Raw genomic sequence first — 26,375 nt, forward strand, 5'->3', positions numbered from 1 at the left:
GGGGGATGGTAGACGGGGGCACCGACATTTTCGGCGAGCCGATCCCCGGCCCCCGAAAATCCGTCCTTCACAGGTTACGGCCATCTCCCGCGTCGGCAGGAGCCCTTTGAGAGTCAACCACTTGACCTGCCGCTTTATGCCCGAGCCGACCTTGGACACCTAAGTGATGAAATATCTGGACATGACTGTTCTACCCGCGGTGCAGGCCGAACTCGCCTCCGCGACCGACCGGCTGCTGGCCACGGCCGCGTCCCTGTCCGACGCCGACGTCGCGGCCCCGTCCCTGCTGCCCGGCTGGACCAGAGGGCACGTGCTCGCCCACCTGGCCGGCAACGCCCGCTCCCATCTCCGCCTGCTCGCCTGGGCGAGGACGGGCGTCGAGACCCCGCAGTACCCCTCCGTGGAGGCCAGGGCCGCCGAGATCGAGGCCGCCGCCGCCCGTCCGGCCGCGCGCCACCTGGCCGACCTGGCCGGCAGCGCCGCCCGCCTGGCCGCCGCGATCCGCGACCTGCCCGCCGAGGCGTGGCAGGCGTCCGTACGGGGCATGCGGCCGCCGTCGCATCCGGCCTGGTACGTCCTGGTACGCCGGCTGCGTGAGGTGGGCATGCACCACGTGGACCTCGCCGCCGGGTACGGCCCCCACGACTGGCCGCAGACGTTCGTCCACCGCGAACTGCACGACCTCCGCCGATCCTGGCCGTACGGCCGCAGCACGGTGAGCGAGGTCGTCCTGACCGGCAAGCCGGGGCAAAGGTGGCAGAACCTCGGCCACGGCCCGGCGGTCCAGGGCCGGCCGGCCGACATGCTGGCCTGGTTGACGGGAAGGTCGGAGGGCGAGGGCGTTACCCTGGTGCCCGCGGGACAGCCGTCGCCGCCTGGTGACGATGGCGCGCTCCTTCCCGAGCCGCCGCCGTGGCTGACGATGCCGGCTCCCGCTGATCTGCCCGCGACGCCCCCGAAGGACTATCCATGACCTACACCGGCGACGTCCGGGTCGGCGGCCCCGCCGACGTGCGCGAGCTGCCCGCCCTGACCATCTCCAAGCTGGCGGTCGGCCCCCACGACAACAACGCCTACCTGCTGCGCTCCACCGAGACCGGCGACGAGCTGCTGATCGACGCCGCGGCCGACGCCGACCGGCTGCTGGCGCTCGTCGGCGACCAGCCGCTCGGCGCGATCGTCACCACCCACCAGCACGGCGACCACTGGCAGGCCCTCGAACAGGTCTCCAGGGTCACCGGCGCCGAGGTGATCGCCCATCCGCTCGACGCGCCCGGCCTGCCCGTCCCCGTCGGCCGCACGGTCGACCACGGCGACACGATCGCCCTGGGCCCGGTCAGCCTGGAGGTCATCCACCTGCGCGGCCACACCCCGGGCTCGATCGCGCTGCTCTACGACGGCGGCCCCGACGGTCGTCACCTGTTCACCGGCGACTCCCTGTTCCCCGGCGGGGTGGGCAACACCGGCAGGGACCCGGAGCGCTTCGAGCGGCTCTACACCGACGTGACCGAGCGCGTCTTCGACCGCCTGCCCGACGACACCTGGGTCTACCCCGGCCACGGCAAGGACACGACGCTCGGCGCCGAACGTCCCTCGCTGCCGGAGTGGAAGGCCAGAGGCTGGTAGCTCACCTGCCCGCGGCCAGCACGCGCACGATGCGCCCGGCCGCCAGGGCGGGATCGTCGGCCAGGCCCACGAGCTCGCCCCACGACCAGCGGTAGAACCACCCTTCGGGCAGCGGCACGCAGTCGATCGTCTCGGCCAGCAGCGCGGTGTCGGGATCGCTGATCCGCGGCGCGGGCGGGTTGGCCCGCAGGGTGGCGGTCAGCCCGCGCTGCTCCAGCTCGGTGGCCAGCTTGCCGAGGTAGTACGTACGCGTGTGCTCGCGCGGCATGGCCGACATGAATCCATCAAAGCCGAAGATGGATGAAAAATCCCCTAGTTGCCGATTCGCTCGGCTTCCTTGCGCAGCTCCCGCTTGTAGAACAACATGCGCAGCGGGATCGCCGCGACGAGCGCGATCTGCATGGTCGCGCCGATCTTGATCGGCAGGTCGCCGCCTTCCGGCCAGGCCACCCAGAACGTGAGGAAGGCCACGTTCACCATGATCCACCCGAGGACGACCGCCGCGAGCTGACCCTTCGGCTTGGGGTACTCGATCCGGCTGACCATCAGCCAGGCCACGCCGAGCACCGCGAACAGCGCCCAGATGCTGGGCTGGAACAGCAGCACGATGGAGATCACGGTCATGGCGCCCATGGGGATGGGCAGGCCCATGAAGTCGCCGCTCTTGGTCTTGACGCACGCGAAGCGCGCCAGGCGTACGACACCGGCGACCAGCACGGCCGCCGCGGCGGTGACCACCGCGATGAACGGCACCGAAGGCGGCGCGCCGACACCCCAGATCACGACCATGAACGCGGGCGCGAACCCGAAGCTGATCACGTCGGCCAGGTTGTCCAGTTCGGCGCCCATCGCCGAGGCGCGGAAGCGCCGCGCGACGAGCCCGTCGAACAAGTCGCAGGTCGCGCCGATGAGCAGCAGGACGATCGCCGTGGCGAAGTAGCTCGGCGTGGGCGTGAACTTGCCGTCGGCGACCGTGAGCTGCTGAATCGCCGAGTAGGCCAGGACGCAGACGGCGAGGAACCCGCAGACCGCGTTGCCCAGCGAGAGCGAGTCCGCGGCGGACAGGCGGAACGCCTTGCCCACGGGACCGCGGGGCTCTTCCTCGCCTGCCTGCCAGCTGCCGGCGTCAGCCGTGGTCAATTCTGGTCACCCCCGCAACCGTCTTCTCCCCCACGGTGACCGCGGGCGAGATGCCTTCGGGAAGGTAGATGTCGACCCGCGAGCCGAACCGGATGAGCCCGATGCGCTCGGTCTGCGCCACCTTGGCCCCGGCGCTCAGGTACGGCACGATCCGGCGCGCCACGGCGCCCGCGATCTGCACCATCTCGATGTCGCCCAGCGCGGTCTCGAAATGCCACACCACGCGCTCGTTCTGGTCACTGTCCTTGTTGAACGCCGGCAGGAACCCACCTGCGACATGCTGCACGGACGTGACATTTCCCGCAAGAGGGGCACGATTGACGTGCACGTTCAGGGGGCTCATGAAGATCGCGACGCGGGTGCGGCCGTCCGGCCAGGGGTCGATGCTCTGCACCACGCCGTCGGCGGGCGACAGGATGCGCCCCTCGCCAGGAGTGCGCTCGGGGTCGCGGAAGAACCAGAGCATGCCGCCCGTGAGCGCACCCAGCGGGGCCGCAGCCAGGGCCCAGCGCCGGTCTCGGCGCGTCAGCAGCGCGGTGGCGGCCGCCGCGGCCGCCGTCGGGAGGAGCCACGGGGAGACCCCGCGCGCGAGCCGGACGCGGCTCGACTTAGCAGAATCGTCTGACACGTACAACCTTTGGTGGTGACTGGACTAGGCGCTTTGCCATGCTGTTACGGAACTCGCAACTATTACACGGCGCAACTACACAAGCAAAGCGCCTCGATAGCCGTTCCGCTAGACCTGCTCCGGGTGCGTGTGCTCGCCTTCGCCGCTCGTCATGCGGGCTTTGATCAGGCTCGCAACCGTGGTGATCGCCATGGTGGAGCCGATGACCGTGAGCGACACCCAGATGGGAATTTCGGGTGCCCAGGAGACGCCGCTGGCATGCAACGCCTCCATTATCAGCTTAACCCCGATGAACCCGAGGATGAACGCCAAACCATAGCTGATGTAGACGAGTCGCTGCAGCAACCCGCCCAGCAGGAAGTAAAGCTGACGCAGCCCCATCAGGGCAAACGCGTTGGCCGTGAAGACGACGTAGGGGTCTTTGGTGAGCCCGAAGATGGCCGGAATCGAGTCGAGGGCGAACAGCAGGTCGGTGGTGCCGATGGCGACCATCACGATGAGCATGGGGGTCACCATGCGGCGGCCGTCGATCTTGACACTGACCTTCGAGCCGACGTACCCCTCGGTGGTCGGGAACGCCCGGCGCACCCACCTGAGCAGGATGTTCTCGTTGAACTCGTCTTCCTCGCCCTTGAGGTGCTGCCGGATCAGGTTGACGGCGGTGTAGACGAGGAAGGCGCCGAAGACGTAGAAGAGCCAGCTGAACCGCTCCAGAGCGGCGGCGCCGAGCGCGATGAAGATGCCGCGCATGACCAGCGCGAGCACGATGCCGACGAGCAGCACCTTGTGCTGGTAGGGCCGCGGCACCGCGAACCTGCTCATGATGATGAAGAAGATGAACAGGTTGTCGACGCTCAAGCTGTATTCAGTGATGTAACCGGCGAAGAACTCCCCCGCCTTGTCGGCCCCGAAGGTGGCCCACAACCCCACACCGAACAACGCGGCCAGGGCGACATAGAAGGTGACCCAATATCCGGCCTGCCGCATGGAGAACTCACGGGCTTCACCGCGGTCGACGATCCAGAGGTCAAAGGCGAGGACGACCAGCAGACCGCCGATGACGGCGATCCAGGCCCACACGGGTACGGTCACGATTCAAACCCTCCGGCATGCATGACTCATTGCCGGAGGTCTCTCCCGCCCGCGAACAACGCGGACCGGCAGCCCCGGGGGCCCCGTGGAGCGGGGCTGCACCGTGATGACGAGGCTGTCGCGAAGGGATACTCCCCTCCCTAACCCACGCAGTATACGCCGACACTCCGATCTCATCATCCATTCGATCTTGCCCCCTTGTACACCCCGAGGACGCTCTCCACGGCATCGTCACCGTCCGGCAACTCCCGTCCGCGCCGGGCCGCCGCCTCGGCCAGCGTCCGTGCCACCCCCGGCTCGCCCAGGACCTTGCGCAACGCGCTGCGCAGCCCTTCGGCGTCCCCGTACGGCACCAGCATCCCCGCGCCGCCGACCAGCCACGGGATCCCGCCGACGTCGGAGGCCACGACCGGCTTGCCCGCCATCAGCGCCTCGCTGAGGCTGAGCGGCAGCCCCTCCCACCGACTGCAGTTGACCACGACGGACGCGGCCGCCAGCAGGTCGGGGACGTCGTCCCGGTCTCCGAGAAGCAGGACGGAAAGGCTCCGGGACCGGATCCGGTCCTCCAGTTCCGCCCGCAACGGCCCCTCGCCCGCGACGGCGAACAGCGGCGCCGGCGACTCCCACGGCCCGGCCGCCACGTCCAGCAGGGTGTCGAGCCCCTTCTGCTGGGCGAGCCGGCCGATCGTCAGCACCAGGGGACGATCACCCGCCCCCAATTCCTCCCGCACCTCCTCCGGCCTGCGCCGGGCGGGCCGGAGCGGAGGCGCGGGCACCACCGCCTCCGCCACCTCCCGGGCTCCCAGGACGGTCATCCGCTCCGCCAGGTCCGGCGAGACCACCAGCACCCGGTCGGCCCGCCGCGCCACGATCCGCTCCAGCACCCCGTAGACGAACCCCACGAAACCACCGGCAGTGAGCGCATTGTGCAACGTGACCACCACCCCCGGCCCCTTCCCGAGCCGACCACCACCTCTTCGCCCCCCTGCGCCTTCCCCTGAGCCCCCCTGCCCCCTGACCTCGCGTTCCCCAGACGCTTGCCCCGAGCCCTCTCGGCCCGCCCCCTCCAACCCCACCACGTCTGGAACCGGCGCCCCCCGGCCTCCCGCCACCTGCCCCCCGACGCCCTGAACCGAGGCTCCCCCGCCTCCCGCCTCCCGACGCCCGACACCCTGAACCGAGGCCTCCCCGCCTCGCGTCTCTCGCCTCTCGACGTCCTGAACCGAGGTCCCCCGGCCTCGCGCATCCCGACGCCCGGCTTCTTCAACCGGGGCCACCCGGTCTTTTGTCCCCTGAGTCCTGAACGCCCTCAGTGCCAGGCTCGCCAACGCCCCCGCTCGCAGGCCATGGGCGTGCACGACGTCGGCGTCACGCGTCAGCCGCCGGATCGCGAGCACCGCGCGCAGGTCGTTCAGCGGATGCGGCCGGTCGGACACGGGCACCTCGGCGAACGCGGCTCCTGCCGCCCGGAAGGAGAACGCCTCCTCGACACTCCCCGGCCCCACCACCGCCACCTGGTGGCCGCGCTGCATCAGCCCTTCGACGAGCATCCGTACATGCCGCCCGGTCCCACCCGACGTGGTCCCCATCACAAAAGCCACCCGCACGACCCCTCCTAGGCCCTCGCCGAAACCGCAGCCACACCTCAAAGCTGAAACCGTAACCCGAACCACGCCGCAGCTTCCCGCTCTCACCCGCACAACGCACCGACACTCAGCACCGTCCCCACAGGCACCTGACGCTCACGGACCCTCGCCCCCGGCCACCACGCCTCGGCCCGAACGCCATGACCACCAACCCTGCAGACCCTGTGCCCGAGACCAAGGGGCCCAAGATTCCGAGCCTCATAACACCGTCTTGATGCCGGGCAGCTCGGTAGCCTCTGAGCCTCACGGAGGAAGCACCCCAGAATGTGGTCACCTTCACAATCCGACCGGCTCTGTAGGTGCCTGGAGCCAAGCACTACGGGAACCCTGCGCCCACTGCCCTGCCCCCTTCCAAAACCAGGAACCTCCCAGAGGCCACACCCCCAGATGGCTTCCTGGCCCTGCATGGGCCGCCACCTACCACTGGCCAGCCCCGGGAGGGCAAGCCTTCGAGGAAGCCCTGCCCCACACAGAAGACCCCCGTCACAAAACCAAGCACCCACGGCAGACCACACACCGCGAAAGACCAGAAGCCGCACCAATCCAAGAGCCGCGCGCCACTATGGACCACACCCCGAGTCATGCCAGCCCTAATAGCCGCGCGGAACCCAGTGCGCGAGCTCCAGAAGCCGCAGGGGACCAGCCTCCGAACCCCCGAAGCCATGCGCGACCCACCTGTACGGCACCCAAAGCGCGTGGGCCCCAGTTGCGCGAGCCCCAAAGCCGCATGGGACCAGCCGTCCAAAGCCCAGAGCCGTCCGCGCCCAGCCGTACGGCGCCCAGAATCCGCGCGAGACCCGCCGCGCAAGCCCCGAAGCCGGGCGGGCCCAACCGCCCGAACCCCAAAACCATGCGCGACCCAGCCGTACGGCGCCCGGAAGCCGCAGGGGACCAGTCGTCCGAGCGTCAGGAGCGTGGGCCACCAGCCGTCCGCGTCCCAGAAGCTGTGCGCGACTGGAACCGCAGGAGCGCACCTGCCGCCCACCCGCCTGCGACACCAGGCAGACGATCGGTGGCAGTGGATCAGCCGCCCCGGCGGAGCAACCCGGCCACCACCCTGGCATCCGGCCGGTCCGCCACCGCCACGACGGCAACCCCGACCACCCCGGCCACCACCGCCGCCAGCACCACCGCACCCACGTTCGGCCAGATGCCCGAGACCCCGAGCAACCTCACCGCCCCAGCCCCCGCCAGGTACCCCAGCACACCACCGGCGACCGCCGCCCCCGCAGCCCGCGGCAGCCCCGCCGCGGCACCGATCCCGCGCGTCCGCACCACGGCCGCGAGCAGCACCACCCCACCGGCGGTCATGCCGACGCTCATCCCCAGCGCCATCCCGCCGATCTTCCACCCGGCGGGCAGCAGCAGCACCAGCACGGTCTGCGCGACGATGACGACCAGCCACCCCGCCACCGTCCCGGTGGCAGCCGCCCGTCCGAGCCCGGCCGCGTAGAGCACCCGGCTCAGGTGGGCGATGAGCCCGTAGCCGACGATGCCCGGCGCGAACAGCGCGATCGCCAGCGCGAGCTGCGGCGGCGGCACCTCGCTCCTGTCTCCTAGGAACACCACCGCGCCGGGCCCCGACGCGGCGGCCAGCACCCCGGCCGCCAGCCCCGTGACCAGCACCACGGCCCGCGTGGTCCGCGCCGCCAGCGCCGAGAACGCGACCGCGTCGCCCGACTGCGCCGACAGCCGGGGGAACGCGCTGGTGGCGATCGGTACGGCCAGCACCGCGTACGGCACCAGATAGATCGCCCACGCGTAGTTGTAGACGGTGAGGGCCCCGTTGCCGATCGCCTTGTTCGACAGCAGTACGACGACGATCATGGCGGCCTGCTGGGCGAGCAGCGCCGCGATCCCGGCCAGGGCGAGCCTGCGCACCTGCCCGGCCACGCCGTCGGGGAAGCGTAAGGTGGGCCGCCACCGCAGCCCCAGCCGCGACACGGGCCCGACCACGGTCAGTACGAGCGAGAGCACGCCCAGGCTGGTGCCCACCGACAGGGCCAGCTCGGCCGGCCCGGGCAGGTGAGCCGGGTCTACGGTCGCCGAGCTGAGCGGCACGAACAGCAGGTACGCCACGATGACCACGATGCTGGACACCAGCGGCGCGACCGCGGGCCCGGCGAAGCGGTTGTGCGACTGCAGCACGCCGTAGAGCACGACGGCCACGCCGTACAGCGGGATCTGGGGGGCGAAGACGACCAGCATCCGGGTGGCGAGGGCGACGAGCTGGGTCGTGTCGCACCCGTTGACGGCCTCGCCGAGGAACAGGCCGATGACCGGACGGGCGAAGATCGCCGTGAGCCCCCCCAGCGGCACCAGGACCATGACGACCCACGTCAGCAGCGCCGAGCTGATGTGCCTGGTGCGCTCGCGCGAGGCGGCGGACCCGGCCAGCACCGGCACCACCATGCCCGCCAGCGCGCCTCCGACGACGACCTCGAAGACGATGTTGGGGATCTGGTTGGCCGTCATGTAGGCGGTGGACAGGCAGTTGGTGCCGACGGTCTGGGCGAAGGCGTACTGCTTGGCGAAGCCGGCGATCCGGGCCAGCACCGTGATCGCCCCGATGAGCAGGGCGCCACCCGCCACGCCCCGCGCCGTCACGCTCCGCACCCGGCCTCCCCCTCCCAGTATCCGGTCACGCCGACATCCTGGCAGGTGCCACCGACAATCGCGCGCGGAGGGTCACACGTGGTCGACGGGACGCCGCCCGAGCATGTCGAGCCGGTTGAGCACCGGGTTCGCGGCGATGACCTTGGTGAAGCTGACCTTCTCCGAGGCGGCGGTGAGCGCCGCGACCGTGCCCAGGAGGACGAGCCTGCCGGGCCGGCCGAGCTTGGTGACCGCGGCCAGCCCGAGCAGGGCGCCGAGCGAGTTGGCGCCCGCGTCGCCGAGCATGGCGCGCTCGCCGAGGTCGTCGGGCAGCAGCGCGGCGGCGGCGCCCAGCGGCACGGCGGCCAGGGCCGCGGCGGCGGGCGAGGACCGCAGCAGCGAGACCGCCAGCAGCGGCCCGCCGGCCAGCAGCCCGACCTTGATCGCCCGTCCGGGACGCAGGTCGAACAGGTTGGCGAGGTTGGCGGCGCCCGCGATGGCAGCGCCGTTGACCAGGGTGTCGACGGGCCCGTCGGAGACGAGGGCGGCGGCGCCCAGCCCGGTGGCGCCGATCCCGAGGATCTTGACGGCGCCGCTGGTGACCTCGCCGCGGGCCAGAGCCGTCAGGTGGCCCTTGAACCCCTTGGAGGACGTGGTGCCGTAGAGGTCGTCGTAGGCCCCGAGGGCGCCGGTGCCGACGCCGGCCAGCACCGCGGCCAGCCGGGTGCGCGGCGCCAGGCCGGGCGTGAGCGCGGCCGCGGCGCCCGAGCCCGCCACGAACGCGGGCCCCTCCAGCAGGGTGATGGGCTCGCCGCGATGGTTCTTGCGCGTCCATCGGCCGCCCAGGTCGGCCGGGCGGTTCCGGGTGAAGGCGGAGTAGGCGGCACGGGCGGCGGCGGCACCGATCGCGGCGCCGGCCAGCGCGTAGAGCAGGCCACGGGCCATGTCAGCTCCCTGACTGGGTCGGTGAGGGTGTGGTGGTCGTCATCGCGGGCTGGGTGGCCGAGGCCCCCCTGCCGATGCCGTACTGGCCGGCCCGCCCGCTCAGTTGCTCCCGGAGAGCGTAGACGACCACGACCCGGCCCGTGGGCATATCGACGGTATCGACGGTGGACACGCGCTTGGCGACGTCGCCGTCGTCACGCAGGGCGCTGACGGCGCCTCCGGTGACGGCCGCGTTGGCGGCGCTGCCGGCCAGCACCGCGCCCTTGCCCGCGGCGTCGAGCCGGTCGGCGACCGAGACGAGCGCGCCCAGCTGGGTGTCGGCCTGCTCCCCCTCGTACGCCTTCTCCGGCGCGAACATCACCGCCAGCATGGCCCGCTTGGCGGGATCGCCGTCGGTGCTGACCAGCCCGCCCGCCTCGAACCCGCTGAGGACGGCGGCGGTCGCGGCGTTGGGGGTGCCCGCCTGGGCCTGGTCGGTGGTGAGCAGCGTGGAGGCGAGAAGCGCGCCGGCCTTGTCCCAGACGGTCGCCGTGGACGGGAAGACCATGTCGACCGGTTTGAGCTGGTTGACCAGGCCGTCCAGCACGCCGCTGCGGTCGGGGTCGAAGAACTTCTCGGTCAGCGTGACGCGCCCGCCCACCTCGGCGCCCGCCTCCTCCAGCACCTGCTGCTCGGCCTCGCGGAACGTGGTGCTCGACCCCGGCGCCTCGACCAGCAGCACGCGCTGGCCGGTCAGCTCGCCGGCCACCAGCTTCGGAGTGACGCTGGTGACGAACGCGTCGTTGCCCGCCTCGCGGCCCTGGAGCTGGTCGATCTGCACGCGCAGCTCGTCCTTGGTCTTGGTGAGCTGCGCGGTGAGCTCCTGCGCGGACTTGACCGCGGGCTCCTGCAGCAGCGTGGTGCCCAGGACGATCCCGACGGCCAGCGCCAGGAAGATCGCGACGATGGAGACGACGTGGTAGCGAAAATCGATCACGAGAAGAGTCCGACCAGCCAGAAGATGAATGCGTTCCAGACGTCTTGCAGGCCGTTCAGCCAGGTCTGGCCGAGCGGTGACAGGAAGAGCGCGACCCCCATGGTGATCAGCGCGGTGATCACGAGCAGCAGGAGCTGGGAGGTGGTGATGCGGCTGCGGTAGAGCCTGCTCACGCCCTTGGCGTCGATGAGCTTGCTGCCGATGATCAGCCGGGTCAGGAAGGTGCTGGCCATGCCGGAGCGGCCCTTGTCGAGGAACTCCTCCAGGGTGCCGTGGGTGCCGACCGCGACGATCAGCTCGGCGCCCTTGTCGTCGGCCAGGAGCATCGCGATGTCCTCGCTGGTGCCGGTGGCCGGGAAGATGACCGCCTCGCGGCCGAGCTGGTGCACCCGCTCCAGGCCGGGGGCGCGGCCGTCGCGGTAGGCGTGCACGACGAGCTCGGCGCCGCAGGTCAGGGCCTTGGTCGAGACGGAGTCGAAGTCGCCCACGATCACGTCGGGGAGGTAGCCGGCCTCCAGCAGCGCGTCGGCGCCGCCGTCGACGCCGACGAGGACGGGACGGTATTCCCTGATGTAGGGGCGGAGGGTGGCGATGTCTTCCTTGTAGTGATATCCGCGCACCACGATGAGGACATGCCTGCCCTCCATCGGGGTGCGGATCTCAGGCACGCCGACTCCGTCGATGAGAAGCTTGCCCTCACCGCGAACGTACTCCATCGTGTTGACGGCGAAAGCCTCGATCTGCACGGCCAGCCCGGCGCGCGCCTCGGCCATGGCGGCCTCGACGGCCTCGGCCGTCTGCTCGTCGCCCTTGCCCACGACGTCGTCGTCGAGGTAGATCACGCCCTCGTGGAGGCGGATGACGTCGCCGTCCTTGACGCGTTCGAACAGCTCGGGATTGGCGTTGTCGACGAACGGCACATTCGCGTCGAGCAGGATCTGCGGGCCCAGGTTGGGATAGCGGCCGCTGATGCCCGCGGCGACGTTGACCACAGCCGCCGCGCCGCATGCGACGAGCGCCTCCGCGCTGACCCGGTCAACGTCGACATGGTCGATAATCGCTATTTCCCCGGGCTGGAGGCGCTTGGTCAGCCTCTTGGTTCGCCGGTCGATTCTCGCCACTGCCGTCACACCGGGAAGGTCACCGACCTTCCTGCCACGGAGGCCCGGCATCTTGCTCCCCGGAACCTTCATCATGACCATCCTGCCAGAGGGAAACAGCGCGGAGGCCAAGCACTACGCCGCGTGTCCACTATGTCACACAGAATCACCTGTCGGCCGCTGCGAGCCCGAGCAGCTCCTCCGCGTGCGCCCGGCCCAGTTCGGAGTCCTCCAGACCGGCCAGCATGCGGGACAGTTCGCGGACGCGCCCCTCGTGGTTGAGCGTGACGACACCGCTGCGCACGACGCTGCCGTCGCTGGCCTTCTCGACGACCAGATGCTGGTCGGCGAAGGCCGCCACCTGCGGGAGGTGGGTGACGACGATCACCTGCGCGGTGCGCGCGAGCCGGGCCAGCCGGCGCCCGATCTCGACCGCCGCCTTGCCGCCGACCCCCGCGTCGACCTCGTCGAACACGAACGTCGGCACCGGGTCGGCACCGGCGAACACGACCTCGATGGCGAGCATGACGCGGCTCAGCTCACCGCCGGAGGCGCCCTTGTTGAGCGGCAGCGGCGGCGCGGCCGGGTGGGCGGCCATCCGCAGCTCCACCTCGTCGACGCCCTCGGGGCCGAACTCGGCGCTCTGGGTGAGCTGCACCACGACCCGGGCGTGGGGCATGGCCAGCGCGGTCAGCTCCTCGGTCACGGCCTGGCCGAACCGCTCGGCGGCGGCCTGGCGCACCTTGGTGAGCTCGGCGGCCAGGGTGGTGAGCCCGGTGGTGAGCTCCTCGTGCTCGCGGGTGAGCTCCTCGATGCGCTCGTCGTCGCCTTCGAGCTCGCCCAGGCGGGCGGCGGCCTGCTGGGCCCAGGCCAGCACCCCTGCGCTGTCCTCGGCGTACTTCCTGATCAGGCTGCCCAGCACGGACCTGCGCTCCTGCACGGCTCCCAGACGGGCCGGATCGGCCTCGACGGACTCGGCGTAGGCCGCCAGGTCGGTGGCGACGTCGGAGATCAGGTATCCGGCCTCGGCGAGCCGGTCGGCCACGCCGGCGAGCTGAGGGTCGTAGTCGCGCACGGCCTCGACGGCCGCGCGGGCCTCCCCGAGCAGCGAGATGACGTCCCGGGCGCCGCCGCCGGCCTCCATCGGGTCGCCGAGCAGCGCGGTGTGGGACGTGGTGGCGGCGCTGCGCAGCGCGTCGGCGTGCGAGAGGCGCTCCTCCTCCTCGCGCAGGTCGGCGTCCTCGCCCGGCTTGGGGTCGACCTTCTCGATCTCCTCCAGGCCGAACCGCAGCCGGTCGGCCTCCTGGGCGCGTTCTCTGGCCTGGGTGGTCAGCTCGTCGAGCAGCGCCCCGACCTGCTTGTGCCGCTTGTACGCCTGCGAATACGCCCGCAACGGCTTGACCAGCTCGTTTCCCGCGTAACGGTCGAGCGCGGCGCGCTGCCTGGCGGCCTGCAGCAGCCGCTGCTGGTCCATCTGCCCGTGCACCGCCACCAGGTCGTCGGCCAGGTACGTCAGCGTGCCGACGGGCACCGTACGGCCCCCGAGCCAGGCCCTGGAGCGGCCCTCGGCCGAGACGGTGCGCGAGATGATCAACTCGCCGTCCTCGACCTCACCGCCGAGGTCCTCGACCTGCTGGGCGACCCGGCCGCCGGGCTCGACGACGAGCGTGCCCTCCACGGTCGCCTTGTCGGCCCCCGGACGGATGCGCGAGGGATCGGCCCGGCCGCCGAACAGCAGCCCGAGCCCCGTGACGACCATCGTCTTGCCCGCGCCGGTCTCGCCGGTGACCACGTTGAAGCCCGGCGAAAGCTCGAGTACGGCCTCGTCGATGACGCCGAGCCCCTGGATGCGGACCTCCTCGACCCTTGGTCGCACTGCCCACTCCCGTCACTGCCGTGCCTGATGGCCGGTCGATTGTCTCCGGACACCTGTTGCCCATGGGATCCTACGCGCTCCGCCCTCCATTCATTCAGGGTCGCACTCTCCCGCGCCATCCCTGAACCGGTAGTTCGAACTTGGCGACCAGCCTGTCGGTGAAGGGCGCGCCGGTGTTCTCGACGCCGTGCAGACGGGCCAGGCGCACCGGCTCGGCGCCCCTGCGCACCTCCACCCGCGACCCGGAGGGCAGCTCGAAACGGCGGCGGCCGTCGCACCACAGGACGCCGCCCGGAGTGTCGGGCAGGATCTCCACGGCCATCGTGGACCGCGGCGAGACCACCAGCGGCCGGGCGAACAGCGCGTGGGCGCTGATCGGCACCAGGAGCAGCGCCTCCACCTCCGGCCAGACCACCGGCCCGCCGGCCGAGAACGCGTACGCCGTCGAACCGGTAGGAGTGGCGCATATCACGCCGTCGCAGCCCCAGCGGGACAGCGGCCGCCCGTCGATCTCGGCGACCACCTCCAGCATGCGCTCCTGCTTCTCCACGGTGACCTCGTTGAGCGCCCACGTGTCGGCGATCACCCGGCCGTTCTGCCTGGCCAGGACGTCGATCGTCATGCGCTCTTCGACGTCGTAGCGCCCGGCGACCACGCTGTCGACCGCCGAGGCCAGGTCGGCCACCTCCGCCTCGGCCAGGAACCCGACGTGCCCGAGGTTGACCCCGAGCAGCGGCGTGCCGGCGGGCTTGGCCAGCTCGGCCGAGCGCAGCAGCGAGCCGTCGCCGCCGAGCACGATCATGACCTCGGCGTCCTTGGCCGAGCCGGGGTCGTCGCTGGGGACGACCTCCACCCCGCCACAGCCGATGTCACGCGCCTCGGTGTCCAGGACGCGTACATTGATGCCCGCCCCGACCAGCCGGTTGATGACCAGACGGGCGCTCTCGACGGCGGCCCCCCGCCCGGTGTGGACGGCGACCAGCACGGTCCGGTTCATTGCGGCCCTTCCGCGACGGCACGCTGGATCTCGGCATCGAGCTCGGCGACGGGCGGATCACCCTCTCCTTTGCCCAGCCACAGCAGGTATTCGACATTTCCGGAGGGACCGGGCAGCGGGCTCGCCGTCACGCCCCGCACGCTCAGCCCCAGCTCCTGCGCCTTGGCCGCGGCCTCGCGCACCGACCTGGCCCGCAGCTCGGGGTCGCGCACCACGCCACCCGCGCCCACGAGCTCCTTGCCCACCTCGAACTGCGGCTTGACCAGCATGACGAAGTCGGCCCGCGGCGCGGCGACCTGCGCCAGCGCGGGCAGCACGAGCCGCAGCGAGATGAACGACAGGTCGCCCACGACCAGCGTGGGCGGCTCGCCGACCATGTCGGGGGTCAGGTCGCGCACGTTGACGCGTTCCATCACAGTCACCCGCTCGTCGGTGCGCAGCGACCAGGCGAGCTGCCCGTAGCCGACGTCGACGGCGAGCACGTGGGCCGCGCCGTGGCGCAGCAGCACGTCGGTGAAGCCTCCCGTGGAGGCTCCCGCGTCGAGGCACCTGCGCCCCTCCACCGACAGGCTCTTGAACGCCTCCAGCGCCCCGAGCAGTTTGTGCGCTCCCCGCGAAACGTAGTCGGGCCCGTCGGCCGACTCGGCGACGACGATGGCCGAGGCGGTGTCGACCTGGGTCGCGGGCTTGTGCGCCTGCTGGCCGCCCACGCTGACCCGCCCGGCCTCGATGAGCTGGGCGGCCTGCTCGCGCGACCTGGCCAGCCCGCGGCGCACCAGCTCGCTGTCGAGACGGATCCTCCGGCTCACCGCTCGCCCAGCGCTTCGTCGCCCGCGCCCGCGAGAGTGGACTCCAGCCCGGCGAACGCCTCCTCGAACACCGGCACGTGCTCGTTCACCGGCAGCTCGCCCACACGACCGAGACCGGCCACGATGGCGTCGACCCGCTCGTCACCGGTCTCCTCCGGCAGCTCACTCATGACTCGACCGTAACGCCTCGGGCGAGCGCCCGGGACCTTGGCAGGCGTGTCACGCGTTGAAGCTCATACGGGGGTGCTAGTGATGTGGAACGCTACCGACCGCAAAGGGAAAGAAAGGATGCCCAACATGGCAAGCGTCGAGGAGTGCCGGGCGGCACTGGCCAGGCTCGTCGCCCAGTTCGACGAGATCGGCGCGGAGGATCGTGCCAAACACGTGGTCGAGCGCACGGTCAGCGCCCGGGTGTCCGACGTCGACGTGATCTTCTACGGACGGCTGCACCACGGGGGGCTCGACCCGTTCACCGAGGAGCCGCCGGCGGGCGGCAAACCGGCCGATGTGAAGATCACCATTGCGAGCGACGACCTGGTCGCGCTGGTCGACGGCGAACTGGACCTGGCTCGTGCGCTGCTCGGAGGGCGGGTGAAGATCGACGCGAGCTTCGGCGACCTGCTGCGCCTGCGCAAGCTGATCTGACCCGTGCAACGTGCGCGTTCGCGCGACTGTTCTTGCGCAGCTGTGTTCGCTGTCGGGCAACTACTCGGCGCGTGCGTTAACTGTTAGGCGACAAGCGAACAGCGAACCTGCCCCTCGCCCCCCGACCGACTGAGCCGCCCTCCGGCGGCCACGTCGCCCCCGACTACCCCCATCTGACGCTTTCCCGACAAGCCCACCTGCCCCTGCCTCACGGGCGTGTACGAACCCGTTCGTGCCGTGGGGCATGCCGGTCACGACGGGGCTCGTGGGGTGCCTGGCCGCTGTTGGGCGGGGTAAGCAGGGCCGAGGCGGCCTGCCCGCCCGCGCCGATCGCCTCACCCCACGCGCTTCAGGACGTCCTTGACCGCGTCCTCCCCGATCTGCCCCTCGCCCGCGGCCGTCCAGGCGGCGTCGCAGGCCGCGCGCAGGCCGTCGATCCGGCTGCCGTCGCCTTCGAGGTGCAGCGTCCCGTCGCGCCACTCGGCCCGCCATCCCTCGCAGGTGCCGTCCCGCACGTCGGGATAGGGCTGGACCAGCGCGCCGAGGTCCTCGGCCAGGTAGGTGGGCCGGTGCCGGGGCGCAGCGATCAGCACGTCGAGCGGGGTTGCCACCCCGGTGAACACCAGCAGGCTCTCCACCCCCGCGTTGGAGGCCCCTTCGATGTCGGTGTCCAGCCGGTCCCCCACGACCAGCGGTCGCCGAGCGCCCGTACGGATCATCGACTCCCGGTGCAACGGCGGATCCGGCTTACCGGCGTACACCGGTTCAACCCCGGTGGCAGCGGCGATGACCCGGACCATTGCCCCGTTCCCCGGCAGTTCGCCCCGCCCGGTCGGCATAGTGCTGTCACCGTTGGAGGCCACGAACAGCGCACCCTGCCGTACGGCCAGCGCCCCCTCCGACAGCAGGGCATATGACAAACCGGGAGCGATCCCCTGAACCACCGCCGCGGGCGACTCGGCCGCGACGGACACCGGCCTGAGCCCATGGGCACGTACGGCCACCCGCAGCCCCGACCCGCCCACGACCAGCACCGTGGCGCCGGGAGCCACCCGCTCGGCGACCAGCCGCGCGGCCGCCTGCGCCGAGGTCACCACATCGGCCGCCGTGGCCGGGACGCCGAGTTCCCGCAGGTGGGCGGCGATGGCGGCGGGCGTGCGGGAGGCGTTGTTGGTGACATAGGCGAGCCGGACCCCCTTGCCCTGCGCCTCCTCCAGCGCCTGCCTCGCCCCCGGAACCGCGTGCTGTCCGAGATAGACCACACCGTCGAGGTCGAGCAGCAGGGTGTCATAGCCGTCAATCAGCACAGCGCCTCTTCCCGTTTGACTCTCACGCCGCGTGAGACTTTAGCGTCGCCTTCGTACCCCGCCACAGGAAGCCCTCTCCTCGTGGATCGGGAAACCCGTACCCGACAGCGGAAGGACGACCATGTCCCGCCAGCCCGACCCCACGACCGAGGAACACGCGGAACCCCTCGGCGCCCCCGTCCATGACGAGTACGCGGCGGAGGCCGAGGAACGCTGGGGCGACACACAAGCCTGGGCCGAATCCGCACGCCGCACCTCGACGTACACGAAGGAAGACTGGCAGCGGCACGAAGCCGAGGCAGCCGCCCTCTCGGCCCGCCTCGCCGACGCGATGCACGCCGGCGTCCCGGCCGACGGCGACCTCGCGATGGACCTGGCCGAGGAACACCGCGCCCACCTCTCCCGCTGGTTCTACGACTGCACGTACGACCTCCACCGCGGCCTGGCCGAGCTGTACGTCTCCGACCCCCGCTTCACCGCCGCCTTCGACCGCACCTCCCCCGGCCTCGCCGCCTACCTCCGATCCGCCATCCTCGCCAACGCCACCCGCCAGAGCTGATGCCCGCCACCTGACCGTGGTCCGGCGTGTATGGAGACGGCGGCCGGCCCGGAACCGGGGTCCGGTGTGTGTGGAGACGGCGGCCGGCCCGGAACCGGGGTCATGGCCTCTCATGGCGCCGTGCTACCGCCACAGAAACCGGACCAGGACCTTCACACCAGCCTTCCGCCGCCATATGCAGCCACGGCATGTCGCCCCTTATGCAGGGACAGCCGGATACAGCCGCGGCATGCCTGCACGCTTAGGCAGGGGCGGCCTGGGCTACCACGACGGCTGTATTGGCTGCGCCACACCCCTGAGCACTCACGTGGGAGACACAGTGCGATGTCGCACGGCCCATCACCATGCTCTCCTCACCACCCGAGTCGGTCGCCAAGCGAGCTGGGGCAGCCACTTCTCCGGCATCGTGGTGCGCCGTCACGGCTGGCCAGGTGCGCGGAAACGACGGCAGGCTGGTGCCGTGATGTCCCCCGGCCACCGTCAGCGGCTGGGAAGGGCGCGTACAGGGCCGTCCATGCGTCACAGCATGAGTGCTTCATCGAAGCCCTGAAAGGACCTCAGCGACAAGGTCAACCCGATGGGCCAGGCGGTACGGCACGGGATACCGAGAGATCGTCAAGCCCTCTGAACTGACCTGACTCACCTATCGGCGTCGCTCAGCCGGTGGTCGGCGGCGGTGCAAACAGGTCGTGTCCTTCCAAATGGCCGGCGAGCTCAGCCGTGCGCTGAAACCAGTCGGAGGCGGCAAGGACATCCTCCGGTTTCCAACGGGCGTTGACGGGCGATCGACCTGAGTAACGTCCATTCGTGCAGGCGACGAACGACGAACTCCCGCTCTCCCACCTCGGTCGCCCTGGCGAATCCGGGGTCGGTGAGCAACAGTGAGCCCATCGGTCTAGATGCCGGGCTGCCGCGTTTGCGCCATCACCTCATCTGCGTCGCGCAGGATCATCCGGACCAGCTCGGGTGCCGCACCAGACAGCGAGCTGCGGCGCCCCCACCCGATCAGCACGACCAGCCGCAAGCAGACGCCCCTGGGCGGTCCTCATCCGAGCGGACACCGACGGAAGAGACTCTGAAGACCTGGCACAGCCACTTGGAAGGCCACATTCGCCATCGCCAGGTCTGTACCCCTACATCTCCCGGCGAGCCCTCAACGTCGCCCGCACACTCTTCAAGGCCGACACGTAATGCCGCTCGTCCGGCCGCATGGCCACCGCGATGGCCAGCGGCTCCTGAGCCCCTTCCAGATCCCCCGTACGCCACAACGACAAGCCCAGCCCGAAGTACGCATAATCCTCAGCCGGGTTCGCATCCACGATCTGCCGGAAGCTGGCCGCGGCCTCCGCGTACTGACGGGAGTTGAACTGCGCCCGAGCCAGCGCCTCAAGGATGCTCCGGGACTGCGGCTCAGCAGCGGCGGCCCGCTCCAGCAACGCCGCGGCAGCCGCCGGGCTCCCCTCCTTCAGCAACTTCACACCACGCTGATACCAGTCGTAGACACCGCCGCCGGGAACGCCACCCACGGACTCATCGTGACCGTTTCCGCCCTGAACCATGCGTGAGGACTCCTTCATCGCTGGACGACGAACCTCGCTCCCGCTCCGCCGCGTAAGGGGCGCGACAGCAAACGATTGGGGCAACTCCTGGTAGGCGCGAGCATTTATGGGAGCATGCCCGGTATGGGGACTCCTGAACTGCCGGTGCCTGACGGACTGGTGCTACGGCCCTTCCGAGGCGTACGTTTCGATGTCGAAGATCCCGCCAAGGTGACCTCCCCACCGTACGACCTGATCAGCGATGCGGACGTCGAAGCCCTCCTTGCCTCCCACCCGAACAACGTCGTCCGCCTCATCCTTCCCTGCAACCCCGAAGCGACACCCGCCAGCGACCCGGGCACCCCTCGTGACCCCGCTGGGACCCCGTCCAGACTCCGCCACCGGACCGAGGTGCCGCTCGAAGCCCGTTACTCCGAGGCCAGGGACACGCTGAGGGCCTGGCTGGACGCCGGCGTCCTGGTGGCCGACGACACCCCCGCCCTGTACGTGTACGAGCAGAGCGGCCCGCACGTCCTCCAGCGCGGCCTGATCGGCGACGTCGGCCTGGTGGACCCCGCCGAACGCGTCATCCTCCCCCACGAGGACGTCATGCCCGGCCCCATCGCCGACCGGCTGGCCCTCATGAGCACCACCGAGGCCAACCTCGAACCCATCTTCCTGCTCTACAACGGCGACAACGGCAAGGCGACCCGCCTGGTGGACGAGGTGGCCGCCAAACGACCGCCCCTCGTCACGGCCGGCACCGAGGACGGTCTCACCCACCGGCTGTGGGCGATCACCGACCAGGACGAGATCGACGCCATCAACGCCGACCTGCGCAACCGCCAGGCCCTGATCGCCGACGGTCACCACCGGTACGCCACCTACCGCGTCCTCCAGCGCCAGGAGCACGCCGCCCGCCAAGCCCTGCGGAGCGGTCCCCACCAGGCCACGCCTGACGACCTGTCACAAGAAGCCCTCCAGTCCACACTTCCCCAGCCCTCTCAGCACGTCTCCCTCAACACGCCCCCGAGCATGCCCACCCCGGTCGCCTCGTTCCGGCACGAGCTGACCGATCGCCTGGCCCATCCGTCAGAGGAGCCGGCCTCCGCCCCGGCCGTACCCCGCCAGGCGCTGGGCCCCTGGGACTTCGGGCTGGCCCTGATCGTCGACTCCACCGCCTACCCGCCCGACCTCAAGGCCATCCACCGCGTCATCCCCGGTCTCCCCTTGACCGAGGCAGCCGCCAGAGCCAGGGGCGCCTGGCAGGTGCACGACCACGACGACCTCGCGCAGGGCCTGGAGGCGCTGCAGAACGCGGCCGAGCCCGCCTTCCTGCTCGCCGGGGAGGGCGGCACCCATCTGCTCACCGACCCCGACCCGGTGCAGCTCAACCTGGCGATGCCGGACCACCATTCGGACCGCTGGAACTCGCTGAACACCTCCATCCTCAGCGAGTTCATCCTGCCCAAGGTGTGGGGCATGGAGGACGACGAGCGGGCCGTACGCATCGTCCACCACGACACCGAGGCGGCGTTGCGGCTCGCGATCCAGACGGGCGGCACCGCCGTCATCCTGAAGCCGCTCATGGTCCACGACGTGCTGGCGGTCGCCGCGGGCGGCGAACGAGTGCCCCGCAAGTCCACCTCCTTCGGCCCCAAGCCGCGTACCGGCCTGGTGCTGCGCACGTTCGCCATCGACTGACGCCGCCCCTGCCGCGTAGCCGCGCCTTCCCTGCCCACCTCCGAGCGCTCTCCCGGGGCGGCGCCTCGCCATCGCCGGCAAGGTCACCCCGCCCCGGCCAGCTGAACCACCGGCCGCGGCTCCCGGCTCGGCCCCACCTCCTCAGACGGCTCAGGAACCGGCTCCTCGACAGGTCTGACGGCGCCCACCTCCACCTCGTACCGCCAGATCTTGGCGGCGGCCGGGCCGAAGACCCGGCAGCGGAACGCGCCCGTCACCTCGATGAAGTCCCGCGGTTCGAGGCCGCGCACGATCTCCGCCACCCCGGGATCGAACGTGACGCAAGGAATGCTGTCGGTGAGAGCCGGGCCTCGCCGGTGCCTGCGCCGGCGGCGGACGATGACGCGCCACTTCGTGGCCATGTCGCCGCTCGGCATCGCGTATTCCTCGACCGCCGCCGACAGCCGCCCCACCAGCACGACCTCGTTCCGATCCATTGTCGTCCTCCCGTTTGCGTTCCGGAGGAGATCACTCTCTACGATGAAGGGAAGCCCGGATCGATGCGAACGTCGTTCTGGGGATGACGGATGTACGCGCGGGAGTGCCTGTGGACAACATCACCGCACTAGGCGGCGACGTCTATGAGATCGACACCAAAATGGCCGGATACGCGGGCATCACCGCCGGCTACCTGATCCTGGGAGATCGGCCGTGCCTGGTGGAGACGGGCACCTCGACCTCGTCCCCCGTGGTGCGCGACGCGCTCGCCTCGCTCGGCGTCGGCCCGGACGACCTGGCCACGGTGGTGGTGACCCATATCCACCTCGACCATGCGGGCGGTGTGGGGGACATCGCGAAGTTCTTCCCGTCCGCGCAGGTGGCGGTACATGAGAAGGGCGCACGCCATCTGGCCGATCCGTCGCGTCTGATGGCCAGCGCCCGGATGGTCTGGGGTGACCAGCTCGACACTCTCTTCGGCGAGCTGTCCCCCACCGAGGCCGAGCGCATCGTCGCCCTGGGCGACACCGGAGCCATCGACCTGGGCAACGGCCGCACGCTGAGCAGCCATTACTCGCCCGGCCACGCCAAGCACCACGTCGGCCTGATCGACTCCGCCACCGGAGATCTCTATGTCGGCGACGCCGCGGGCGTGTATCTGCCTCAGACCGGCGACCTGCGCCCCGCCACGCCGCCGCCGGACTTCGACCTTCAGACGGCCCTCGACTCGATCGCCCTGTTCCAGGCACTTGGCCCGCAACGATTGCTGTTCAGCCACTACGGACCGGTCGGCGCCGTCCAGGAGACCCTTGAGCGATCCGCCGAAGAGCTCCGGGTCTGGGTGGATCTCACCCGCCAGGCACACTCCGAGGGCCTCGACCTCGATCACGCGGTCGCCATGGTCCGCGACCGCACCAAGGAGCGCTACACCGCCCTGCAGTCGGACGACGTGACGGCCGAGCAGTTCGAACTGCTGAGCGGCGCCCCGTCGAACGTCGCGGGCATCCTCCACTGGCTCAACCGCGTCGAACGATGACGACCGGCCGACCACGCCCCATGTGACACAAAAACTCCGCCGTACCCCTGAGGATCAGGGGTACGGCGGAGCGGCAACACTTACTCGTCGTTCTTCTTCGGACGGTCCTGTGCGGATTCGTCCGTCTCGACCTCCAGCACGTCACCGAAGTTCGGCTCGATGAACGCGGGCGTGATCCCCGGCGTCCCGGCCTCCACCGGCTCCGCTTCCTCGCCACTGTCGGCGGGCTCGCCCGCCTCCGGCTCGGCAGCCTCAGCAGCGACGGCGTCCTCCGGCTCGACGACAGGCTCGGCAGGTTCGACAGGTTCGTCAGCCGCGGCGGGCTCGGCGGCCTCGGGCTCCAGGAGGTCGTCCGCCTCGGCCAGGGCCTCGTCGTCCTCTTCCTCCTCCTCGGCCAGCTTGCCCACCTCAGCGGCACCGGCGTCGTCGAAGTCGTCCTCGGAGTCGAGGTCCTCCTCGTAGTCCTCCTCGACGTCCTCGATGACGGCTCCGGTGAGCTCGGCGTAGCGCTCGGCCGCGTCCGTCTCGCCGTCCTCGTCGAAGGCCATCGCACGGGCGAACCAGTCGGTCGCCGCCTCCTGGTGCCCGGCGTCGGCCAGGGCGTCCGCATAGGCGAACGCGAGACGCGCCGACCACGGCTTGGGCTGCGGGTCGCGCAGCTCAGGCAGGCGCTGGAGGGTGATCACGGCCGCGTCCTGCTGGCCGAGGTCACGCCGGGCGCCCGACTCGACGATGGTCAGCTCGATGCGTCCGGCCCGGTCAAGGCGCTCGGCCTCCGGCGAACGCACGAGGTCGATCGCCCGCTCCGGACGGCCCAGACCGCGCTCGCAGTCGGCCATGACCGGCAGGTACGCGTCCGACCCCGTCATCCTCCTGGCCGCACGCAGGTCGCTGAGCGCCTCGGAGAAGTGTCCGGCCCGATAGGCGACGATGCCCGCAGCCTCACGTACGACACCGATGCGAGCGGCGAACCGGCGCGCCACCTTGGTGTGTTCGTGCGCCTTGTCGGGGTCGTCCTCCTCAAGGGCGCGCTCAGCGGCGACCAGGTGCCTGCCGACCAGGTCGGAGAGGTCACCGGGCAGCGAACGCAGCTCCTCGCGCACTTCCTTGTCGAGCTCTTCCGCGGTGATGTCCGGCGCCACCTCGGGCAGCCTCTCGCGCTGCGGGGCGTCGGCGTCGCGGTCGTCCCGGCCGTACCTGGCGCGGGTGCCGCCGCCCGGACGCTCCCCGCGATCGTCACGCGAGAACGGACGCGACTCACGGTAGCCGCCGCCCTCGCGACGCGGCCCGTAGGAGTCGTCGCGGCGCGGGCCACGGTCGTAGCCACCCTCGCGACGCGGACCCCGGTCGAACCCCTCACGACGCTGCCCGCCGCCGCGGTCGTCACGGAACCCGCCCTCTCGACGCGGCCCCCCTTCGCGACGCGGACCCCGGTCGAAGCCTTCACGACGCGGCCCCCGGTCGAAACCCTCACCGCGGGGACCACGCTCGGAGCCCTCACCACGAGGACCACGGTCATAGCCTTCCCGGCGCGGGCCCCGGTCACCGAAGCGGTCGTCGCGGCGCTCACCGTACCCGCCGCCCTCTCGACGCGGGCCCCGGTCCTGGTACGGACGGCTGTCGCCGCCCTCACGGCGAGGCCCGCGATCGAAGCCTTCACGACGCGGACCACGGTCGAAGCCCTCGCGACGCGGCCCACGGTCACCGTAGCCACCGCCCTCGCGACGCGGCCCCTGCTCGAAGCCCTCACGACGCGGACCACGGTCGAAACCTTCACGACGCGGCCCGCGGTCACCGTAGCCACCGCCCTCACGGCGCGGTCCACGGTCGCCATAGCCGCCGCCCTCACGCCGAGGTCCGCGGTCCTGGAAGGGACGACGCTCGTCGCCCTCTCGACGCGGCCCGCGATCGAAGCCTTCACGGCGAGGGCCACGGTCGAAGCCCTCGCGACGCGGCCCACGGTCACCGTAGCCACCGCCCTCACGGCGCGGCCCACGGTCCTGGTACGGACGGCTGTCGCCACCCTCACGACGCGGGCCCCGGTCCTGGTACGGACGGCTATCGCCGCCCTCACGGCGCGGCCCACGATCATCCCGGTCCCGGTAAGGACGACGCTCGTCACCCTCACGACGCGGCCCGCGATCGAAGCCCTCGCGACGCGGCCCACGGTCACCGTAGCCACCGCCCTCACGACGCGGCCCACGGTCAAAACCTTCACGACGCGGCCCGCGGTCGCCATACCGGCTCTCGCGGCGCTCGCCGTAGCTGCCTCCGCCTTCACGGCGGTCACCGTAGCCGCCCTCGCGGCGGGGTCCGCGGTCGTCCCGGTCGCGATAGGGGCGGCCCTCGTCCCGGGGACCGCCCTCGCGCCGCGGCGCACGCTCGTCGCGGGAACCCTCCGCGCCTCGGGGCGCCCTGTCCTCGCGGTTGTACGGCCGGGGCCGGCCCTCTGAACGGAACGGACGATCGCCACCGGAATCACGCCCGCGAGAGCCGTATCCGCCAGTCCTGCCGCCGCTGGAGCGCCTGTCCCCGTAGTCGCCGCGCTCGCGCTGTCCGCCGTCCGATCCGTTATCTCTGTTCACTTCTGGTCCATTTCGTTGGCTCACTCAGCGGACTCACAACGGCGGTCCACCGTGGCTGGTCGCCGCCCGCCCTCGGGCCTTACGCGACGAAGGCCACCCGTGGGGGTGGCCCGCTCCCCCCAGCCTAGCAAGCCCCTGACCGTTACCGAGCCCTCCAGCCACCCACGACCATTCGACCAACCGCCCACAGAACGACGCTCACCAGAAAGACGCGACGAAAGTCTCCTCAGGAGTATCTGGCGGACGTTCTCGTGCACGTGCCCCCGGAGGCATTGGAGGAAGCCTCGCAACGATTGTTCGGCTGGCGAGAGGGTGGCACCTTACAACTGTTGTGCGCCAGGCATGCCGAAAGAAGTCTCTGCTCTGATGCACCCCGCCGGAAGGAAACGGAACACCATCTAGAGCATTGCTCCTCGTTCCTTGCAGGACAGGCGGCCGCGAGGCATTGTCGGTTCAACCTCGTGCACGGCCATTAGCTCACCACCATCTTCCAAGGCCCGCTCACGAAGCAAATGAAACGTTGCCGGCGCGGATAACGCGTCGACATATGGGGCTGATCTCTTACAGCGCACCGGCTCGCGGTGTTCGCGAACCGGTTGGGATTGACGCGACTGGCTCCCCCTGTCACACCAGAGCCAACCCCAGGGGCGCGCTGCGGGGCCCCGTACCTCTTCATCGAAGAAGGTGTACAACGCAAAGAAGCCCCACACGATCCGTGTGGGGCTTCTTTGAAAGATTGTCCGGCGGTGACCTACTCTCCCACACCCTCCCGAGTGCAGTACCATCGGCGCAGAGAAGCTTAACTTCCGGGTTCGGAATGTAACCGGGTGTTTCCTTCTCGCCATAACCGCCGTAACTCTATGAAACTGTCAAGCGGATTGCCGCTTGCTGTTTCAGAATTGCATAGTGGACGCGGGCAAGAATTTCCTTGGTGTGGCGCAGCTCCGGACCCGGCGAAGAGTAACAGAGCGCAGCACACACCAAAGCATTATGCTTTGTGGTCAAGTCCTCGGCCTATTAGTACCGGTCAGCTCCACACGTTACCATGCTTCCACCTCCGGCCTATCAACCCGGTCGTCTACCGGGAGCCTTAC

General features: G+C 70.6%; 25 protein-coding genes and 2 rRNA genes. 7 read left to right on the top strand and 20 right to left on the bottom strand.

Features of this window, described 5'->3' with window-relative positions:
- Positions 1 to 181: 181 nt before the first annotated feature.
- On the top strand, positions 182 to 973 hold the full coding sequence (locus ACIBQ8_RS36250) for a maleylpyruvate isomerase family mycothiol-dependent enzyme (protein WP_397177178.1): 792 nt from the start codon (positions 182 to 184) through the stop codon (positions 971 to 973).
- Positions 970 to 1,626 carry an MBL fold metallo-hydrolase gene (locus tag ACIBQ8_RS36255; protein ID WP_397177176.1) on the top strand — a complete coding sequence of 219 codons (657 nt, stop codon included), beginning with the start codon at positions 970 to 972 and terminating at the stop codon, positions 1,624 to 1,626. Before ACIBQ8_RS36250 ends, ACIBQ8_RS36255 begins: the two co-directional genes overlap by 4 nt.
- Before the next feature lies 1 nt (position 1,627).
- Here the strand turns inward: ACIBQ8_RS36255 and ACIBQ8_RS36260 are convergent, their stop codons facing one another.
- The 13 genes from ACIBQ8_RS36260 to ACIBQ8_RS36320 form a co-directional block, all read right to left on the bottom strand.
- Positions 1,628 to 1,903 (bottom strand): hypothetical protein, encoded by a 276-nt coding sequence (locus ACIBQ8_RS36260; RefSeq protein WP_397194312.1) that lies wholly within the window; start codon positions 1,901 to 1,903, stop codon positions 1,628 to 1,630.
- A gap of 35 nt (positions 1,904 to 1,938) precedes the next feature.
- Complete coding sequence (gene pssA / locus ACIBQ8_RS36265) at positions 1,939 to 2,766, bottom strand: CDP-diacylglycerol--serine O-phosphatidyltransferase (protein WP_357983442.1); 828 nt, start codon at positions 2,764 to 2,766, stop codon at positions 1,939 to 1,941.
- The gene (locus tag ACIBQ8_RS36270) at positions 2,753 to 3,394 is read right to left on the bottom strand and encodes a phosphatidylserine decarboxylase (RefSeq protein ID WP_352329585.1); all 642 of its coding nucleotides are present in this window, start codon (positions 3,392 to 3,394) and stop codon (positions 2,753 to 2,755) included. Before ACIBQ8_RS36270 ends, pssA begins: the two co-directional genes overlap by 14 nt.
- A gap of 108 nt (positions 3,395 to 3,502) precedes the next feature.
- Positions 3,503 to 4,486 carry a TerC family protein gene (locus ACIBQ8_RS36275; protein ID WP_352364449.1) on the bottom strand — a complete coding sequence of 328 codons (984 nt, stop codon included), beginning with the start codon at positions 4,484 to 4,486 and terminating at the stop codon, positions 3,503 to 3,505.
- A 176-nt stretch (positions 4,487 to 4,662) separates the two neighbouring features.
- Positions 4,663 to 6,075, bottom strand: a complete 1,413-nt coding sequence (locus ACIBQ8_RS36280; RefSeq protein WP_397194325.1) for a glycosyltransferase — start codon at positions 6,073 to 6,075, stop codon at positions 4,663 to 4,665.
- Positions 6,076 to 7,155: 1,080 nt separating this feature from the next.
- On the bottom strand, positions 7,156 to 8,748 hold the full coding sequence (gene murJ / locus ACIBQ8_RS36285; protein ID WP_397194313.1) for a murein biosynthesis integral membrane protein MurJ: 1,593 nt from the start codon (positions 8,746 to 8,748) through the stop codon (positions 7,156 to 7,158).
- A gap of 72 nt (positions 8,749 to 8,820) precedes the next feature.
- Positions 8,821 to 9,672: a hypothetical protein gene (locus ACIBQ8_RS36290; protein WP_364340006.1), complete on the bottom strand. Its 852-nt coding sequence runs from the start codon at positions 9,670 to 9,672 to the stop codon at positions 8,821 to 8,823.
- Between the two features lies 1 nt (position 9,673).
- A complete protein-coding gene (locus ACIBQ8_RS36295; RefSeq protein WP_397177174.1) occupies positions 9,674 to 10,648 on the bottom strand; it encodes a copper transporter in 975 nt (324 codons plus the stop codon).
- A complete protein-coding gene (gene steA / locus ACIBQ8_RS36300) occupies positions 10,645 to 11,841 on the bottom strand; it encodes a putative cytokinetic ring protein SteA (RefSeq protein WP_397177557.1) in 1,197 nt (398 codons plus the stop codon). The genes ACIBQ8_RS36295 and steA overlap by 4 nt, the downstream gene beginning before the upstream one ends.
- Before the next feature lie 73 nt (positions 11,842 to 11,914).
- A complete protein-coding gene (gene recN, locus ACIBQ8_RS36305) occupies positions 11,915 to 13,624 on the bottom strand; it encodes a DNA repair protein RecN (protein WP_397194314.1) in 1,710 nt (569 codons plus the stop codon).
- Positions 13,625 to 13,718: 94 nt separating this feature from the next.
- Positions 13,719 to 14,621: an NAD kinase gene (locus tag ACIBQ8_RS36310; protein ID WP_352364459.1), complete on the bottom strand. Its 903-nt coding sequence runs from the start codon at positions 14,619 to 14,621 to the stop codon at positions 13,719 to 13,721.
- Positions 14,618 to 15,430 (bottom strand): TlyA family RNA methyltransferase, encoded by an 813-nt coding sequence (locus ACIBQ8_RS36315; protein ID WP_352364461.1) that lies wholly within the window; start codon positions 15,428 to 15,430, stop codon positions 14,618 to 14,620. Before ACIBQ8_RS36315 ends, ACIBQ8_RS36310 begins: the two co-directional genes overlap by 4 nt.
- Positions 15,427 to 15,600, bottom strand: a complete 174-nt coding sequence (locus ACIBQ8_RS36320; RefSeq protein WP_397194315.1) for a hypothetical protein — start codon at positions 15,598 to 15,600, stop codon at positions 15,427 to 15,429. The genes ACIBQ8_RS36315 and ACIBQ8_RS36320 overlap by 4 nt, the downstream gene beginning before the upstream one ends.
- Before the next feature lie 127 nt (positions 15,601 to 15,727).
- On the opposite strand from ACIBQ8_RS36320, the gene ACIBQ8_RS36325 reads away from it, so the two are divergent.
- Positions 15,728 to 16,075, top strand: coding sequence for an SCP2 sterol-binding domain-containing protein (locus ACIBQ8_RS36325; protein ID WP_397194316.1), 348 nt, complete (start codon positions 15,728 to 15,730; stop codon positions 16,073 to 16,075).
- A 335-nt stretch (positions 16,076 to 16,410) separates the two neighbouring features.
- On the opposite strand, the gene ACIBQ8_RS36330 is transcribed toward ACIBQ8_RS36325, so the two are convergent.
- Positions 16,411 to 17,382, bottom strand: a complete 972-nt coding sequence (locus ACIBQ8_RS36330) for an HAD-IIA family hydrolase (protein WP_397194317.1) — start codon at positions 17,380 to 17,382, stop codon at positions 16,411 to 16,413.
- 121 nt (positions 17,383 to 17,503) lie between these two features.
- Here ACIBQ8_RS36330 and ACIBQ8_RS36335 point away from each other — a divergent pair, with 121 nt between their 5' ends.
- A complete protein-coding gene (locus ACIBQ8_RS36335) occupies positions 17,504 to 17,941 on the top strand; it encodes a TipAS antibiotic-recognition domain-containing protein (protein WP_397194318.1) in 438 nt (145 codons plus the stop codon).
- A gap of 895 nt (positions 17,942 to 18,836) precedes the next feature.
- On the opposite strand, the gene ACIBQ8_RS36340 is transcribed toward ACIBQ8_RS36335, so the two are convergent.
- Together ACIBQ8_RS36340 and ACIBQ8_RS36345 are read right to left on the bottom strand one after the other, a co-directional pair.
- Positions 18,837 to 18,965, bottom strand: a complete 129-nt coding sequence (locus tag ACIBQ8_RS36340; RefSeq protein ID WP_397194319.1) for a hypothetical protein — start codon at positions 18,963 to 18,965, stop codon at positions 18,837 to 18,839.
- Between the two features lie 109 nt (positions 18,966 to 19,074).
- Positions 19,075 to 19,500, bottom strand: a complete 426-nt coding sequence (locus tag ACIBQ8_RS36345) for a tetratricopeptide repeat protein (protein ID WP_352326203.1) — start codon at positions 19,498 to 19,500, stop codon at positions 19,075 to 19,077.
- Positions 19,501 to 19,623: 123 nt separating this feature from the next.
- Here ACIBQ8_RS36345 and ACIBQ8_RS36350 point away from each other — a divergent pair, with 123 nt between their 5' ends.
- Positions 19,624 to 21,183, top strand: a complete 1,560-nt coding sequence (locus tag ACIBQ8_RS36350; RefSeq protein ID WP_397194320.1) for a DUF1015 family protein — start codon at positions 19,624 to 19,626, stop codon at positions 21,181 to 21,183.
- A gap of 83 nt (positions 21,184 to 21,266) precedes the next feature.
- On the opposite strand, the gene ACIBQ8_RS36355 is transcribed toward ACIBQ8_RS36350, so the two are convergent.
- Complete coding sequence (locus tag ACIBQ8_RS36355) at positions 21,267 to 21,659, bottom strand: single-stranded DNA-binding protein (RefSeq protein ID WP_397194321.1); 393 nt, start codon at positions 21,657 to 21,659, stop codon at positions 21,267 to 21,269.
- An 83-nt stretch (positions 21,660 to 21,742) separates the two neighbouring features.
- Between ACIBQ8_RS36355 and ACIBQ8_RS36360 the strand changes: the two genes are divergently transcribed.
- Positions 21,743 to 22,696, top strand: a complete 954-nt coding sequence (locus tag ACIBQ8_RS36360; RefSeq protein ID WP_397194322.1) for an MBL fold metallo-hydrolase — start codon at positions 21,743 to 21,745, stop codon at positions 22,694 to 22,696.
- Positions 22,697 to 22,776: 80 nt separating this feature from the next.
- On the opposite strand, the gene ACIBQ8_RS36365 is transcribed toward ACIBQ8_RS36360, so the two are convergent.
- The gene (locus ACIBQ8_RS36365) at positions 22,777 to 23,799 is read right to left on the bottom strand and encodes a hypothetical protein (RefSeq protein ID WP_397194323.1); all 1,023 of its coding nucleotides are present in this window, start codon (positions 23,797 to 23,799) and stop codon (positions 22,777 to 22,779) included.
- Between ACIBQ8_RS36365 and ACIBQ8_RS36370 the strand changes: the two genes are divergently transcribed.
- Entirely contained in the window at positions 23,743 to 25,149 is a 1,407-nt protein-coding gene (locus ACIBQ8_RS36370) for a hypothetical protein (RefSeq protein ID WP_397194324.1), read from the top strand. The genes ACIBQ8_RS36365 and ACIBQ8_RS36370 overlap by 57 nt on opposite strands.
- Before the next feature lie 870 nt (positions 25,150 to 26,019).
- Here the strand turns inward: ACIBQ8_RS36370 and rrf are convergent.
- Positions 26,020 to 26,136: ribosomal RNA gene (gene rrf / locus ACIBQ8_RS36375) — 5S ribosomal RNA — on the bottom strand.
- 142 nt (positions 26,137 to 26,278) lie between these two features.
- Positions 26,279 to 26,375: ribosomal RNA gene (locus tag ACIBQ8_RS36380) — 23S ribosomal RNA — on the bottom strand; the annotation flags it as partial.

Origin of the sequence: Nonomuraea sp. NPDC049646, from assembly GCF_044465525.1 — a bacterium.
GTDB lineage: Bacteria > Actinomycetota > Actinomycetes > Streptosporangiales > Streptosporangiaceae > Nonomuraea.

Excerpts from the sequence above, each read along its gene's own strand:
- ACIBQ8_RS36250 (WP_397177178.1), top strand. The coding sequence starts at position 182 with ATGACTGTTCTACCCGCGGTGCAGGCCGAACTCGCCTCCGCGACCGAC.
- ACIBQ8_RS36255 (WP_397177176.1), top strand. The coding sequence starts at position 970 with ATGACCTACACCGGCGACGTCCGGGTCGGCGGCCCCGCCGACGTGCGC.
- ACIBQ8_RS36260 (WP_397194312.1), bottom strand. The coding sequence starts at position 1,903 with ATGTCGGCCATGCCGCGCGAGCACACGCGTACGTACTACCTCGGCAAG.
- ACIBQ8_RS36280 (WP_397194325.1), bottom strand. The coding sequence starts at position 6,075 with ATGGGGACCACGTCGGGTGGGACCGGGCGGCATGTACGGATGCTCGTC.
- ACIBQ8_RS36290 (WP_364340006.1), bottom strand. The coding sequence starts at position 9,672 with ATGGCCCGTGGCCTGCTCTACGCGCTGGCCGGCGCCGCGATCGGTGCC.
- steA (WP_397177557.1), bottom strand. The coding sequence starts at position 11,841 with ATGAAGGTTCCGGGGAGCAAGATGCCGGGCCTCCGTGGCAGGAAGGTC.
- ACIBQ8_RS36310 (WP_352364459.1), bottom strand. The coding sequence starts at position 14,621 with ATGAACCGGACCGTGCTGGTCGCCGTCCACACCGGGCGGGGGGCCGCC.
- ACIBQ8_RS36320 (WP_397194315.1), bottom strand. The coding sequence starts at position 15,600 with ATGAGTGAGCTGCCGGAGGAGACCGGTGACGAGCGGGTCGACGCCATC.
- ACIBQ8_RS36325 (WP_397194316.1), top strand. The coding sequence starts at position 15,728 with ATGGCAAGCGTCGAGGAGTGCCGGGCGGCACTGGCCAGGCTCGTCGCC.
- ACIBQ8_RS36335 (WP_397194318.1), top strand. The coding sequence starts at position 17,504 with ATGTCCCGCCAGCCCGACCCCACGACCGAGGAACACGCGGAACCCCTC.
- ACIBQ8_RS36345 (WP_352326203.1), bottom strand. The coding sequence starts at position 19,500 with ATGGTTCAGGGCGGAAACGGTCACGATGAGTCCGTGGGTGGCGTTCCC.
- ACIBQ8_RS36350 (WP_397194320.1), top strand. The coding sequence starts at position 19,624 with ATGGGGACTCCTGAACTGCCGGTGCCTGACGGACTGGTGCTACGGCCC.
- ACIBQ8_RS36355 (WP_397194321.1), bottom strand. The coding sequence starts at position 21,659 with ATGGATCGGAACGAGGTCGTGCTGGTGGGGCGGCTGTCGGCGGCGGTC.
- ACIBQ8_RS36360 (WP_397194322.1), top strand. The coding sequence starts at position 21,743 with ATGACGGATGTACGCGCGGGAGTGCCTGTGGACAACATCACCGCACTA.